Source organism: Sorangiineae bacterium MSr12523 (genome assembly GCA_037157775.1).
Classification (GTDB): domain Bacteria; phylum Myxococcota_A; class Polyangia; order Polyangiales; family Polyangiaceae; genus Pendulispora; species Pendulispora brunnea.
Window position 1 is genome coordinate 925,883 of the sequence record CP089982.1, and the last position, 13,700, is coordinate 939,582.

General features: G+C 65.9%; 13 protein-coding genes. 12 read left to right on the forward strand and 1 reads right to left on the reverse strand.

From position 1 onward, the window contains the following. Positions 1-54: 54 nt before the first annotated feature. The 3 genes from LZC95_03930 (at position 55) to LZC95_03940 (ending at position 3,271) form a co-directional block, all read left to right on the forward strand. Positions 55-1,278, forward strand: coding sequence for an ABC transporter permease (locus LZC95_03930; protein ID WXA95986.1), 1,224 nt, complete (start codon positions 55-57; stop codon positions 1,276-1,278). A gap of 4 nt (positions 1,279-1,282) precedes the next feature. Beyond that, complete coding sequence (locus LZC95_03935) at positions 1,283-2,533, forward strand: ABC transporter permease (protein ID WXA95987.1); 1,251 nt, start codon at positions 1,283-1,285, stop codon at positions 2,531-2,533. 99 nt (positions 2,534-2,632) lie between these two features. Continuing rightward, positions 2,633-3,271 carry a Uma2 family endonuclease gene (locus tag LZC95_03940; GenBank protein ID WXA95988.1) on the forward strand — a complete coding sequence of 213 codons (639 nt, stop codon included), beginning with the start codon at positions 2,633-2,635 and terminating at the stop codon, positions 3,269-3,271. Here LZC95_03940 and LZC95_03945 read toward each other — a convergent pair whose 3' ends face one another. Beyond that, positions 3,272-4,258: a threonylcarbamoyl-AMP synthase gene (locus LZC95_03945; GenBank protein ID WXA95989.1), complete on the reverse strand. Its 987-nt coding sequence runs from the start codon at positions 4,256-4,258 to the stop codon at positions 3,272-3,274. Positions 4,259-4,326: 68 nt separating this feature from the next. Between LZC95_03945 and LZC95_03950 the strand changes: the two genes are divergently transcribed. The 9 genes from LZC95_03950 (at position 4,327) to LZC95_03990 (ending at position 13,654) form a co-directional block, all read left to right on the forward strand. Further along, positions 4,327-4,929: a hypothetical protein gene (locus LZC95_03950; GenBank protein WXA95990.1), complete on the forward strand. Its 603-nt coding sequence runs from the start codon at positions 4,327-4,329 to the stop codon at positions 4,927-4,929. Positions 4,930-5,063: 134 nt separating this feature from the next. Then, the gene (locus tag LZC95_03955; protein ID WXA95991.1) at positions 5,064-5,468 is read left to right on the forward strand and encodes a RidA family protein; all 405 of its coding nucleotides are present in this window, start codon (positions 5,064-5,066) and stop codon (positions 5,466-5,468) included. A 15-nt stretch (positions 5,469-5,483) separates the two neighbouring features. Next, positions 5,484-5,972, forward strand: a complete 489-nt coding sequence (locus LZC95_03960; protein WXA95992.1) for a MarR family transcriptional regulator — start codon at positions 5,484-5,486, stop codon at positions 5,970-5,972. 2 nt (positions 5,973-5,974) lie between these two features. Further along, on the forward strand, positions 5,975-6,799 hold the full coding sequence (locus LZC95_03965; protein ID WXA95993.1) for an enoyl-CoA hydratase family protein: 825 nt from the start codon (positions 5,975-5,977) through the stop codon (positions 6,797-6,799). A gap of 1 nt (position 6,800) precedes the next feature. Next, entirely contained in the window at positions 6,801-7,928 is a 1,128-nt protein-coding gene (locus LZC95_03970; protein WXA95994.1) for an acyl-CoA dehydrogenase, read from the forward strand. Positions 7,929-7,960: 32 nt separating this feature from the next. After that, positions 7,961-9,349 carry an NADH:flavin oxidoreductase gene (locus tag LZC95_03975; GenBank protein ID WXA95995.1) on the forward strand — a complete coding sequence of 463 codons (1,389 nt, stop codon included), beginning with the start codon at positions 7,961-7,963 and terminating at the stop codon, positions 9,347-9,349. Between the two features lie 10 nt (positions 9,350-9,359). Further along, positions 9,360-10,997, forward strand: a complete 1,638-nt coding sequence (locus tag LZC95_03980; protein WXA95996.1) for a benzoate-CoA ligase family protein — start codon at positions 9,360-9,362, stop codon at positions 10,995-10,997. Continuing rightward, positions 10,994-11,767, forward strand: a complete 774-nt coding sequence (locus LZC95_03985) for a creatininase family protein (GenBank protein WXA95997.1) — start codon at positions 10,994-10,996, stop codon at positions 11,765-11,767. The genes LZC95_03980 and LZC95_03985 overlap by 4 nt, the downstream gene beginning before the upstream one ends. Positions 11,768-11,980: 213 nt before the next feature. Next, positions 11,981-13,654 carry a 1-acyl-sn-glycerol-3-phosphate acyltransferase gene (locus LZC95_03990; GenBank protein ID WXA95998.1) on the forward strand — a complete coding sequence of 558 codons (1,674 nt, stop codon included), beginning with the start codon at positions 11,981-11,983 and terminating at the stop codon, positions 13,652-13,654. The last annotated feature ends 46 nt before the right edge of the window (positions 13,655-13,700 follow it).

The following is a 13,700-nucleotide window of genomic DNA, read 5'->3' on the forward strand; positions in this document are numbered from 1 at the left end:
CGTCACGAAGTTCTTCGGCGGCGGACGCGGGGTGCGAAAGAGCGCCTCCGTGCCATGAAGAACCGCGTTCTCCTCAACGCGTTCCGCTTGGCCATGACCGCGTTGGGGCGCAACAAAACGCGCTCCGCGCTGACGGTCCTCGGCATTTTGATCGGCGTGTCCGCCGTGGTGACGGTCACCGCGCTCGCCACGGCGGCGAGCGAAAAGGTGGGCGGGCAGCTCGATAGCTTCGCCAGCAATGCGATCTTCATCTCCGCGCGCCCCTCGCAGCACGGTGGCCAGAAGCGCACCAACGTGCGCCTCACCGACAACGACGTGAAGTCGTTGGATCGCGAGGCGGTGAGCTTGGCGGGCGTGACGTCGTTCAGCAACACCGAATCGCAAGTCGTTTATGCCGATCAAAATATCAATACGATGATCGTCGGGACGACGCTGCCGTATTTCAAAGTACGGAAATTCCAAGTTGCGCGCGGCTCACTTTGGACGGAGAGCGACGAGCTGCTGAAGACCAAAGTGTGCGTGGTTGGCCAGACGGTGGCCAACAAGCTTTTCCACGGCCAAGACCCCGTGGGCCGCACCATCCGCATCGGGCGGGCCCCGTACACGATCGCGGGGCTTCTGGCGCCGAAAGGAAATTCGGCCTTCGGCGACGACCAGGACGATCGCATCATGATGCCCATCGGCAGCTACCGCGCGCGCGTATCGTTCTCGTACGGCGGCAAGGTGGATCAGATCCTGGCGAGCGCCTCGTCGGAGGAAACGACGTCCCGCGCCATCTCGCAGATCACGGCCATTTTGCGCGCGCGCCATCGGCTTCCCGAGGGCGCCGAGGACGATTTCAAGATTGCCTCGCAAGATGAATTGAAGCGGATGGAAGGTGCCATTGCCGCGGTGCTCTCCTTGCTGCTCCTCGGTGTAGCCGGCGTGAGCCTGGTGGTCGGCGGCGTGGGCGTGATGAACATCATGCTGGTCAGCGTTTCCGAACGGACGCGCGAAATCGGTATTCGTATGTCCATCGGCGCGCGCGAAAACGATATATTGACACAGTTTCTGGTGGAGGCGGTGGTGCTCAGTTTGATCGGCGGCATCGCCGGGATCGTGCTGGGTATGCTCGCAGCCTTCGGGCTGGGGTACGCGCTCGATTGGCGCGTCGTTCCCAGCGTGCCGGCGCTGGTGGTGGCCCTCGTCACGAGCGGGACCATCGGCATCTGCTTCGGCTTTTTACCTGCACGGAGAGCCGCGAAGATGGATCCCATCGACGCGCTCCGCACGGAGTGATGCGATGAGCATCGTAGCGCGCATCCTCGCTCCCGTCGGCCGGGCCATCGTCCCGGTGAAATTGGCCATGCGGGCCATTCGCCGCAATGTGATGCGGGCCACGCTCACGGTTCTGGGCATTCTCATCGGCGTGGCCGCCGTGGTGATCGTGACCTCGCTGGGCACCGGCGCCCGCGATGCGGTGAGCCGGCAGCTCGACACCCTGGGGTCGAATCTGATCTTCCTCTTTCCGAAGAGCACCGCGGCCTCGGGCGCGCGCAGCCGCACGGTGACGGGGCGCATCACCGAAGACGATGCCCGCGCCATTCTGCGCGAATCGGTCAGCGTGGACCGCGTCTCGCCGACCATTTCGACGCGCGTGCAGGTCTCCAACGGCGACAGCAGCTACTCGACGCAGATCAACGGCGTCATGGCGCAATGGTTCAGCGTGCACAATTGGACCTTCTCCGCGGGCGGACCGTGGACCGAGAGCGATGCGCTCTTGAAGGCGAAGGTCTGCGTGATCGGCCAAACGGTGAAGTCGCGGCTGTTCGGCAGCGAGGATCCCGTGGGGCAGGTGATCCGCGTGGGGAATTATCCGTACCGCATCGTGGGGGTGCTCGCACCCAAAGGCGATCTGTTCGGCGCCGACCAGGACGACGTCGTCGCCACGCCGCTCGGCGGGGTGCGTTCGCGTTTTGCGCGCATGCCGCCCGGCACGGTGCAGATGCTGACCATGACCGCGACATCGGCCGATACGACGGACCGCGCCGTGGAGCAAGTGACGGAGATTTTGCGCCAGCGTCACCGCATCCGCGACGGCGCACAGGCCGACTTCGATACGCGCACGCAGAAGCAGATCCAGGAGATACAGGGCACGATCTTCACCGTGCTGACGGTGCTGCTCATTTCGGCGGCGGCGATCAGCCTGCTGGTGGGCGGCATCGGCATCATGAACATCATGTTGGTGAGCGTGACCGAGCGCACGCGCGAGATCGGCATCCGCATGGCCATCGGCGCGCGCGAGGGCGATATTCTGCTGCAGTTCCTCATCGAGGCCATCGTGCTTTCCTGCTTCGGCGGCCTCGCGGGCGCCGGCGTGGGCGCCGTCTGCGTGGCAGGGATCGGGCGCGCCCTCGGATGGAGCATGAGCGTGAGCGGTCTTTCCCTCGCCGTGAGCCTCATCACCAGCGCCATCATCGGCATCGCCTTCGGCTTCTTCCCCGCGCGCCGCGCGGCGAAGTTGGATCCGATCGAAGCGCTCCGCCACGAGTGAGTGGGGCTGTCCCGGACAGGGCGGAAACTGTCCCGGACAGGGGCGGGCGGGTGAGTTCTGCGAGAATTCGGGAGGTTCTCGACCGGCATCGGGGGTGCAATGCAGGCCGGCATGACTCATAATTCCGCTATGGATTACGCCGGCAACATCGGACGGACCGAAGGGCCTCACACCTGGGAAGAGTTCCTCGATCTCGATGACGACGACCGCCGCGAACTGATCGATGGCGAGTTCGTGGAGATCGAGACCATGCCGGGGCCCGCTCATGAATACACCGTTGGCGCACTTATCTATTATGTAAACGCGTGGGCAAAGCCGCGGCGCGCCGGGGATCTATATGCTTCAGGCTACAAGGTTCGCGTCAGCAACAAGCGCGGGATCATGCCCGACCTTCAATACTTCGCGAAAGACAACCCAAACCGTTGGCAGGAACGTGCCGTATCGGTCGGCCGTCCGGAGTTGGCGGTCGAGGTCATCTCTCCCGGCAGCTCACGTTACGACCGCGTGAAGAAGTTCAACTGGTACGCGGATATTGGCGTGCCCGAGTACTGGATCGTGCATCCTCTCGAGCGCACCCTCCAGCAGTTCATTCTGAAGGACGGCCACTACGTTGTGATGGCGTCTCTTTCGGACAGTGAGACCTTTCGCCCCGAAACGTTTCCCGGCCTAGAGATTCCGCTCGTCGAGATTTGGCAACCCCGCAAGGAAGATCTCGTCGACCCCGTCGAAGGCGACTGACTAAGTCGAGGCGGCGCGGCGGAGGCGGTCGTGGATGGCGAGCCAGCGCTCGTCGTGGGGCGGGCTCTCGATGATGATGACTTGAGCGTTCGCGTCGTCGCAGGCGTGGAGCGTCGTGAAGAGTTCGCGCTCGTAGCCTTTGGGATCGTCGGGCAGAACGTGACGGGCGAGCGGGCGCGCTTCTTCGGAGTGGGCGACCACGGCGAGCGGGCTTTCGCGGTGCTCGTGGGCGAGACGGGCCAGGTGCGCGGGGCCGTCGGCGAGCAGGATGCGGCCGCGCGGGGCGTAGTGGCGTGCGTCCATCCCGGGCGAAGGGCGTGCGGCATCTTTCGCGACGTCGGGGACGTGCATCTCGACGTCGCGGACGACGGTGCGCAAGGTCGGGAGATCGACCCCGCCGGGGCGCAACACGAGCGGGCGTGGGCCGCGAACGTCGACCACGGTGGACTCGATGCCGCCGGTGCAGGCGCCGCCGTCGAGGACCATGTCCACCCCGTCGCCGAGGGACTTCAGCACGTGCGAAGCGGCGGTCGGCGAGATCGTCTGGTAGCGGTTTGCGCTGGGCGCGGCGATGGGCTCGCCCAATTGGGCGATGAGCGCGCGTGCGACGGGATGAATCGGTGCGCGCAGCGCGATGCTCGTGCCGCCGCCTGCGACCTCTGCAGGGACATGCTCCGCGCGGTCGACGACCAAGGTCAGCGGCCCGGGCCAAAAGGCACGCGCCAACGCGTCGGCGCGTTCGTTCCAGCCGGCGGCGAGCTCGCGTGCTTCGTCGTCCCCGAGCACGTGCAGAATGAGCGGATGGCTCCGCGGGCGTCCCTTCGCCCGAAAGATGCGGCCGACGGCCTCGGGATCCAGCCCGCGCGCGCCCAGGCCATACACCGTCTCCGTGGGGAACGCGACCAAGCCCCCGGCGCGGAGAATCCGCACGGCGGCGGCGATGTCCGCAGGATCCGGGTGCTCCGGGTGGATGGTCACGAGCTTCACGGCGTGCCTCTTAGCACTTTGTGGTACGACCGTTGGCTGTGATCGGTCGCTTTTCCACTTCTTCGGCCGTGCTTGTCTTCGCGGTGACGGTCGTTTGCAGCGCGTGTGGCGGTGAGCCCAAGGTGGCGGTGAGCCCGGCACCTGCGGTCGATGCCGGTGCGAGCCCGGCCACGCCGACCGCCCAGCCCTACGTCGCATCGAGTGTTCCGATGGCCACGATGCCGCCGCCTTTCCAATATGGCTCGCGCAAGGCCGAAAAGAAGGCCGTTCCCGCGGCGCCCGGCTGCCGCGATGCCCTGGGCACGGGCTCGGGCGATCTGGCGAGCCAGGTGCAGAAGCTCGCCAAGTCGTGCAGCGAGAAGATGCGCGCCGTGGCCGCACCCACCTCCGGCACGCAGACGCAGGGGGCGGCCGCGCAGAACATCAAGCTCAAAGCGGAATCGGGGCGGTGTTACCGCGTCGTGGCCGCGGCGGCGCCCACGGTGAAGAACCTCGTGGTCGTGGTGACGGATTCCACCGGTGCGGTGGCTTGGGAATCTCGTACCGAAGAGCCGCGCATCGTCGCGCCGGAAGACGGAACCCTCTGTTTCAAGTCCGCGGACGATGCCCAAGTGACAGTGAGCGTCGGTTCAGGCGAGGGCGCCTACGCCGTGCAGATCCTCAGCGAGTGACGGTCTTCGGCTGAGACTCGCGGCTTGTCCCGCGAATCCTTTACATCTATACATTCTCGGCAGCAGCACTTCACTGCATCCATCGGCGGGCCTCGTGCGCGCCGCAACTACGGCCCAAGGCTCGAGGTAACGTCATGAGCGAAGGACACAAGGTTGTCAGCCCCACGCATTTTCCCCGTCCGCGCGGGTATGCGAACGGCATCGTCGCCGAAGGAAAACTGCTGTTCATCTCGGGCCAAATCGGTTGGGATTCGGACGCGCACATCGTCAGCTCCGACTTTGCCGTGCAGTTTCTGCAAGCGCTCGACAACGTCATCGCGGTCGTGCGCGAGGCGGGCGGCGGTACGGAGCACATCGTGAAGCTTCTCGCCTTCGTGACCGATCTGGACGCATACCGAGCTGCGCGTGCCGCGATCGGCGATGGCTGGCGTGCGCGCATGGGCAACTACTACCCGGCGATGAGCCTGGTGAAGGTCTCGGGCCTGCTCGAGCCGGGCGCACTGGTGGAGATCGAGGGCGTCGCCTCGCTTCCGAAGTGAGTCGGGCGAGCGCGGATGAGCACCTCCGTTCCAAAGCTTTCGGCTGGCGCGCGGGACGTGAGCCTATGGGTGCGCCTGCTCGACTGCCACAATCGCATGTTGGTCGAGATGCGGCGGCGGCTCGACGGGCAGATCACCCTGCCGCGGTTCGACCTGCTGGCCAGTCTCGAGAATGAGGACGGGCAAACCCTTGCCGCGCTGAGCCGTCGCCTCTTGGTGACGGCCGGCAACCTCACCGGGCTGGTCGATCGGGCGGAGCGCGATGGCGTGGTCGTGCGCCGGGCGGACCCGAACGATCGCCGCCTGTCGCGCGTCTTTCTCACGCGCAAAGGGCGCGAGCTTCTCGCCGAGTTGATGCCGCTGCATGCGGCCCACGTGGGCGAGCTTCTCTCCGCGCTCGATCCGGCGGAGCGCCGCGAAATGCGGCGCCTGCTGGGCAAGCTTCGCGAATCGCTGGGGACCCATACCGCGCGAGCCGAATCGCGCAACGGCACCAAGGAATAGCCATGAAGGCGATAGCCCCCGAGACATTCCGTTACGCCCTCGAAGACGGCGTGGCGACCCTGACCTTGTCGCGCCCGGATCGATTCAACGCGCTCACCTTCGAGGTGTACCGCGAGCTCGCCGACACCTTCGACGAGATGAACGCGCACGACGAAATCCGCGCCGTGGTGATCACGGGCGAAGGGCGCGCTTTCTGCTCCGGCGGCGACGTCGAGGACATCATCGGCGAGCTCTTTTCGCGCGACATGCAGGGCCTCGTCGCCTTCACGCGGGCCACCGGGCGGCTCATTGCCAACATTCGCAAGTTGCGCAGGCCGGTCGTCGCGGCGGTGAACGGCGTGGCCGTGGGCGCCGGCGCGGTGATCGCCCTGGCGAGCGACATCCGCATCTGCAGCGAGAAGGCCCGCTTCGGGTTCATCTTTCCGCAGGTGGGCCTTTGCGGCGCCGACATGGGGGCCGCGTACCTGCTCCCGCGCGTGGTGGGCCTCGGGCACGCCAGCGAGCTGCTCTTCACCGGCGACATCATCGGCGCCGAGCACGCACTGCGCATTGGCCTGGCGAACCGGGTCGTCACCCCCGAGGAGTGTGTCCCCGAGGCGCAGAAGCTTGCGAAAAGGCTCGCCTCCGGCCCGGCGTTCGCGCACGCGATGACCAAGCAAATGCTCGAAAGCGAGCACACCATGCCCCTCGAGGCGGCCATCGAGGCGGAGGCGCAAGTGCAGGCCATCTGCATGCAGCACCCGGATTTTCGCACCGCGTTCGACGCCTGGCAGAAGAAGACGCCGCCCACCTTCGCCGGTGCGAGCCAACCTTGGCAGGCGAAATAGCATGAAGCCGTCCACCTTCGACCTGCCCATGTTCTTCACGCCGGAGCATCTTCGGCTGGGAGAACGCTGCCATGCGGATTTCGTCGAAGGGGACGCGCCCGCGCTTCACGTTCCCAAGGACGTCGTTCCGCACCTCGGCAAGCAAGGCTACCTGCAGCACCTGGCCGCGCCGGTGAGCGTGCGTGCGCTCTGCATCGTGCGCGAGTCGCTCGCGTACCGCTCGCCGTTGGCCGACTCCATTTTCGCGGTGCAGGGGCTCGGCTCGTTTCCCATCGTGTCCTCGCCCGCGTTTCCCGATCGGGAGCGCTTCCTCGCGGAGGTCGTCTCCGGCGAGCGCGTGGCCGCGTTTGCGTTGACCGAGCCCGAGGCGGGAAGCGACGTTGCCTCGATGCGCACCACCGCGCGGCGCGAAGGCGATGCCTGGCGGCTCGACGGCGAAAAGGTGTTCATCTCCAACGTGGGCATCGCGCGGCACTACGTGGTGTTCGCCAATGCCGACCCGGCGGGCTCCAAAAAAGGGATCAGCGCCTTCGTCGTGGAGGCCGATGCCCCGGGGCTCGAGCTTTCGCCCGTGCCCATGAGCGTGGACCACCCGTTGGGGCGCCTTCGCATGCAGAACTGTCGCGTGCCCGCGGCGGCGCTCGTGGGTGAGGTGGGCCATGGCATGCGCCTCGCGCTGGGAACCTTGGGCGTGTTTCGCACGTCGGTCGGGGCGGCTGCCAACGGCATGGCGGCGCGCGCGCTCGACGAGGCCATCGCGCACGTGCGCAGGCGGCAGCAATTCGGCCAGCGCCTCGCCGATTTCCAACTGACGCAGGCCGCGCTCGCCGAAATGGCGACGGAGCTCGATGCGGCCCGCCTGCTCGTCTTTCGCGCGGCGTGGCTCAAAGACGAAAACCCCGATTCGCGCGATCCCACGGCGGTGGCCATGGCCAAGATGTTCGCCACCGAGGCCGCGCAGCGCATCATCGATCGCGCGGTGCAGCTCCACGGTGGCCTGGGGGTCACCTTGGATTCCGTCGTGGAGCGCCTTTACCGCGAAATTCGCGCCCTGCGCATTTACGAAGGCACGACGGAAATTCAAAAGCTCATCATCGGCTCGGCGCTCGCGGGAGCGGCGGAGAAGTAGCGGTGCTGTTCCAACCCTTTCCCATTCGCTCGATGCTACTGCCCAATCGCCTGGTGCTTCCGGCGATGGTGACGCGCCTCTCGGGCGAGGACGGCGTCGTCAACGCGGACATCAAAACGCGCTACGCGCGCTTCGCCAAAGGTGAGGTGGGCCTCATCGTGGTGGAGGCCATGGCGGTGCACACGGCCAAGAGCGGTCCGCTGCTTCGCATTGGCTCGGACGAGTTCACCCCCGGCCTCACCGAGCTCGCTCGATTGTGCCACGACGCAGGACCGAGCAAGATCGTCCCCCAGATCATCCATTTCCTGAAGATCTCGCGCTCGGGCTGGCGTCAAACGGTGGACATGCTCTCCCTCCAGGAGATCGACGACATCGTGGAGGCCTACGGCATGGCGGCCGTGCGCGCGCGCAAGTGCGGCTTCGATGGGGTCGAGCTGCACATGGCGCACGCGTACACCCTGTCGTCGTTCCTTTCGCGCGTGAACCCGCGCAAGGACCAGTACGGCGGCACCTTGGAGAATCGCCTGCGGCTGCCCGTCCGCGTGCTCGAGCGCGTGCGCAGCCTGGTGGGCAACGACTTTCCCGTGGGCGTGCGCTTTCTCGGCGAGGAGTGCATCCGGAACGGCTACACGGTGCTCGATGCGGGCCCGATTGCCGTGCGCCTCGCGGGCGCCGGTGCCGATTACCTCTCGCTCTCGGCGGGCGGCAAATTCGAGGACGCGCGGCCCATTCCGGGCGAGCCGCTCTACCCGTACACGGGCTACTCCGGCGATCGGTGCATGCCGGGCAATCAGTACCCGGACGGCGCCAACCTTTACATCGCGGAGGCCGTGCGCGCGGCCGTGCGCTCGGCGGGCTTCTCCACCCCCGTCGTCGCCGTGGGAAAGATCCCGACGCGCGAACTCGCCGAAAAGGTCGTGGCGCACGAAAAGGGCGACCTCGTGGGCATGGCGCGCGCGCTGCTGGCCGATCCGGACCTGCCACGCAAGTGGCGCGAAGGGCGCGAAGATACGGTGGTGCGTTGTGTTTACGGCAACGTCTGCAAGGCGCTGGACGAAAACTTCCGCAAGGTGACGTGCACACTTTGGCCGAAGGCGCTCGGGCGCGCGCCGGAGAGTCATGATGTCATCGCGCCGGTGTGGCCGCAGACGGGACCCGAATTGCGTGCGGAATGCAAAGATGGGCGGGTGCTCCTCCGCTGGAAATCAGCCACGGACAACGAGGCCATCTATGGCTACCAAGTGATGCGCGCGGAGGGTGACGGACTCTTGCTGCACCACGCCAGCGTGCGGGGAAGCTCGACGCGCTACGAAGATGCACGCGTGCTCGGCGGCCAAGTGTACCGTTACGCGATACGTCCGTACGACTTGGCGGGCAATCATGGTCCGATGAGCCCAACCGTGCGGGCGACGCTCTCTTGAGGGGTTCGACATGAACGACAGGCCGACGTTTCCGAAGATCTTCAACCTGGCGGACTACTACCTGTTCGATCGGCTGAAGGAGGGCCTGGGCGACAAGGTGGCGCTTCGCTTCGGCGATCGCGCGTACACGTACGGGCGCGTGGCCGAGCGGACGAAGCAGATGGCCTCGGCGCTCATCGAAGCGGACATCCGCCGCGGCGAGCGCGTGCTCATCGTGCTGCCGGACGTGCCGCCCTTCGCATGGGTGTTCTTCGGCGTGCTGCGCGCGGGTTGCGTCGTGGCGATGGCCAACCCGGATTCGCCGTTCGAGCAGATCGCGTACTTGATCGAGTACACGCGCGCGACCGCGGTGGTGACCGTGCCGCAGGTGGCGGAGAAGATTCGCGGGCTCACGGTCAACGAGGTGCGGCGCGTCTTCGTGGTGCCGGATGCGGCGACGGGCGAGGATCCGGAGACGCCCCTGCCGAGGGCCGCCGGGCCTATTTTCGTCGACTTGGCGGAGTGCCTCGACGAGGTGCGCATTCGCGCGGATGCTCCCGTGGTGGCGCGGGACGAGGCGGCGATTTGGCTCTTCACCAGCGGCTCGACGGGGGAGCCCAAGGCGAACATGCACTCGCACCGCGACTTTGCGTACAACACCGAGGTGTACGCCAAAGGGACCGTGGGCTACCGGCGCGACGACGTGACGGTGAGCGTCTCGCGTCTCTACTTCGGATACGCCACCGGTACGAACCTCATGTTCCCCTTTGCCGTTGGGGCCACCGTGGGCCTCTTCAGCGAGCGGCCCACGCCGGAAAGCCTGGTGCGTGCCATCGAGATGTACCGCCCCACCGTCGTCACCAACGTGCCCACCATGCTGGGCAAGCTGCTCGAGTACGACAACACCCTTCGCAAAGACGGCAAGCCCGGCCTCGACTTGAGCAGCATCCGCTTCTCGCTCTCCGCGGGCGAAGCCCTCCCCGAGGCGCTCCTCACGCGCTGGCTCGAGCGATTCTCCAGCGACGTCTACGACGGCATCGGCTCCGCCGAGATGTTCCACATCTACGCATCGAACCGCCCCGGCGACATCAAACCGGGCTCGCTCGGCAAGGTCGTCGACGGCTACGAGCTGCGCATCCTGCCCGAGGAGGCCGAGGGCCCCGGCGCCACGCCATGCGCGCCCGGTGAAATCGGTGTTCTCTGGGTCAAAGGCGACAGCGTCGCCCACGGTTACTTCCTGGACCGCGACAAAAGCTTCCGCACGTTCCACGGCCATTGGTGCCGCACGGGCGATCTCTTTCGCATCGACGAGCAGGGCTACCTGTACTTCGCGGGGCGCGCCGACGAGCTGCTCAAGGTGAGCGGTCTTTGGGTCTCGCCCATCGAGGTGGAAGATTGCCTCATGCACCACCCCGCCGTCGCGTTGGCCGCGGTCATCGGCGTCGAAGAAGAAGGGCTCCTCAAGACGAAGGCCTTCGTCATCGTCCGCGAAGGCACGCAGCCTTCCAAGGCGCTGGCCGACGAGCTTCAGAACTTTGCCAAGGGGCGGCTTTCGAAGCACAAATATCCGCGCCTCATCGAGTTCGTCTCGGACGTCCCCAAGAATGACCGCGGCAAGGTCGATCGCAAAGCGCTGCGCGCACTCGAGGCGGCGAAGCGAGCCCCATGAGCGTGCGCCTCGCCGATCTCACGACCGAGGACGTGGCGGCCATCACGTCCCGCCCGCCCACGTGCGTCCTGGTTCCCGTAGGCAGTGTCGAGCCGCATGGTCCGCACCTGCCGTTGGCCACCGACACGGTGATCAGCGAGGAAGCCGCCCTTCGCGCGGCCGAGGCCCTGCGTCGCGAAGGCGTTGCGACGTACGTGGCGCCGCCCGTCTCGTACGGCGTGACCGATTACGCGCACGGCTTCGCAGGGGCCCTCTCCATTCCCGCGCCGGTGCTCACGGCGTACCTCGAGGCCATCGCCCGGGCCATCCTCGCCGAGGGCTTTTCGCACGTCTGCCTCGTGAACAACCATCTCGAGCCCGCGCACGATGCGGCCGTGCGTGCGGCCATCGTTGCGCTGCCGCAAGGTCGCGCGTCGGTGGCGTGTCCGCTGACCCGTCGCTGGGCCCGCACCCTCTCGGACGAGTTCAAGCGCGGCGATTGCCACGCGGGGCGTTACGAGACGTCGCTGGTCCTGGCCGCGGACCCCGCGTCCGTTCGACCCGCGGCCCAGGCCCTGCCGAAGGTTCCGATTAGCTTGGCCGACGGCATTCGCGCGGGAAAATCGTCCTTTGCCGAAATGGGCATCGACCGCGCGTACACCGGGGCGCCTCAGGAGGCCACCGCCGAAGAAGGCGATGCGCTGTACGCGAAACTCACCGCCATGATTGTAGCCGAGGTGCAAGAAGCCTTGGCCGCTGTCCCGATGGCGGGGCAGGAACGACTCACCTAGTCTAGGAAGAAGAATTCACAGGGAGGCGGGGAGACGAGGAGACGAGGAGTTTTTTGGGTTTCCAATCGGCTCCTTGAGCGAACTGGAAACCCCAAAAAAAGCGTTCCGCGCCGCCTCACGCCGGAACCCCTCCCCGCCTCCCCGTCTCCCTGTTCAATTCTCTTCCAGAGAAACTGCGGCGAGCGTCTCCATATTGACGCTAGAGTTGCACCCATGCAGACGCCGCTGATGGGGTTCAACGCCGCGCGGTCGACCATCGTCGACGAGGTGGTGAAGCGTGTGTGCGATTCCGCGAAAGATCCGCTTTTTCTGCTCAACGACGCGGCTTACCACGAGATCCGTCGCCTGAGCGTCAATGGCGGGGACGAGCTCGTGGAGTGGCGCGCGCTGGCCAGATCGTTGGGGCGTTGGACGCAGGATCAGCAGCACGTGCGGCTCGAGGAGCTCGCGCGGCGCTATGCGTGGGACGTCGCGGGCAATTTCGATCCGCGCGTGTACAAGGTCGTCTCACGCGCGACGGTGCCCGTGCTCGGTGCCATGCTCAAGCCGCGGCACACGCTTCGCCAATTGGCCCACATCGGCGATATGAGCGCGCTGGATGGGCGCATTCTCGTCGAGGGCCCCGTCGCGCACATTCGCGCGCTCTCCTCGATAGGAACCTTGGTCTACGTCCCCACGCACCTGTCGAACCTCGATTCGGTGGTGTTCGGCTTTGCGTTGGAGCGCTCGCAGCTTCCGCCGGCGACCTATGGTGCGGGAAAAAATCTGTTCACCAATCCGGTGCTCAGCTTCTTCATGCAAAATCTCGGTGCTTACCGCGTCGACCGACGGCTAAAGCACTCGCTCTACAAAGACGTGCTCAAGACGTACTCCTGCGTGCTCCTCGAGCGGGGCTACCACAGTCTTTTCTTTCCGGGCGGCACCCGCTCGCGTTCGGGTGGCGTGGAGCGAAAACTAAAGCTCGGCCTCGCCGGAACGGGCATCGAGGCCTTTGCGCGCTCGGCCGAGCGGGGCAGGCTTCAGCCGGTTTTTTTCGTGCCAGCGACCATCAATTACTTGCTTACGCTCGAGGCGGAGACGCTCATCGACGACTTCCTTCAGGAAGAAGGAAAATCGCGCTACATCATCGACGACGACGAATCGACGCGGTTTGGCCGCATTGCGGCGTTCATGCAGAAGCTGCTCAAAATGGATGCGAGCTGCGTCATTCGATTTTCCCGCCCAATGGACTGTTTTGGAAATACCGTGGATGAGCTGGGACGCAGCCACGACGCACGCGGCCGCGTCGTAGACGCGAAAACGTACGTCTACGATGCGAAAGACCGGCCCGTGCACGACGTGGCGCGGGACGCCGAATACACGCGCGAGCTTGGCGAAGCCATTTGCGAGGCCTATAAGCGCGATACGGTCGTGATGGCGACGCATCTGGTCGCCGCCGTAGCATTCGAGAAGCTACGTTCGACTTCCGGCAAGGCGGACATCTTTGCTCTGCTGCGCCATAGCGATGACGTCGTCGTTCCGCGGGCGGAAATGGCGAATGACATCGAACGGCTTCTCGGGGAGGTTCGAAAAATGGCCGATCGCGGCGAAATAGTGTTGGCACCTACGGTGCGCGCGGCCAAAGGTGAGGCTATCCTGGCCGAGGCGCTCCGGGCCTTTTCTGGATACCACGCGAACGAAGTCATCACCCCACGCGGAAGCGATCTCGTCTTGGCGGATACACGTTTGCTCTTTTATTATCAGAATCGGTTGGCGGCCCACGGGCTCGCCGCCGACCTCATCGCGCCGCCCGGCGTAAGGCCTGCGGAGCCGATATTGGGCTCCGGCACGAGCGCCGAAACGCTTTCAGGTGTGAGCGCCGGTACGAATCGCACGATTGTCGCATGATCACCGCCGACGGTACTAGGCCGATGCGTGTCCGTGCGCTATGGTG

Coding starts and splice junctions, on each gene's coding strand:
- LZC95_03990 (WXA95998.1), top strand. CDS start 11,981: ATGCAGACGCCGCTGATGGGGTTCAACGCCGCGCGGTCGACCATCGTC.
- LZC95_03975 (WXA95995.1), top strand. CDS start 7,961: ATGCTACTGCCCAATCGCCTGGTGCTTCCGGCGATGGTGACGCGCCTC.
- LZC95_03955 (WXA95991.1), top strand. CDS start 5,064: ATGAGCGAAGGACACAAGGTTGTCAGCCCCACGCATTTTCCCCGTCCG.
- LZC95_03930 (WXA95986.1), top strand. CDS start 55: ATGAAGAACCGCGTTCTCCTCAACGCGTTCCGCTTGGCCATGACCGCG.
- LZC95_03960 (WXA95992.1), top strand. CDS start 5,484: ATGAGCACCTCCGTTCCAAAGCTTTCGGCTGGCGCGCGGGACGTGAGC.
- LZC95_03935 (WXA95987.1), top strand. CDS start 1,283: ATGAGCATCGTAGCGCGCATCCTCGCTCCCGTCGGCCGGGCCATCGTC.
- LZC95_03970 (WXA95994.1), top strand. CDS start 6,801: ATGAAGCCGTCCACCTTCGACCTGCCCATGTTCTTCACGCCGGAGCAT.
- LZC95_03940 (WXA95988.1), top strand. CDS start 2,633: ATGCAGGCCGGCATGACTCATAATTCCGCTATGGATTACGCCGGCAAC.
- LZC95_03985 (WXA95997.1), top strand. CDS start 10,994: ATGAGCGTGCGCCTCGCCGATCTCACGACCGAGGACGTGGCGGCCATC.
- LZC95_03980 (WXA95996.1), top strand. CDS start 9,360: ATGAACGACAGGCCGACGTTTCCGAAGATCTTCAACCTGGCGGACTAC.
- LZC95_03965 (WXA95993.1), top strand. CDS start 5,975: ATGAAGGCGATAGCCCCCGAGACATTCCGTTACGCCCTCGAAGACGGC.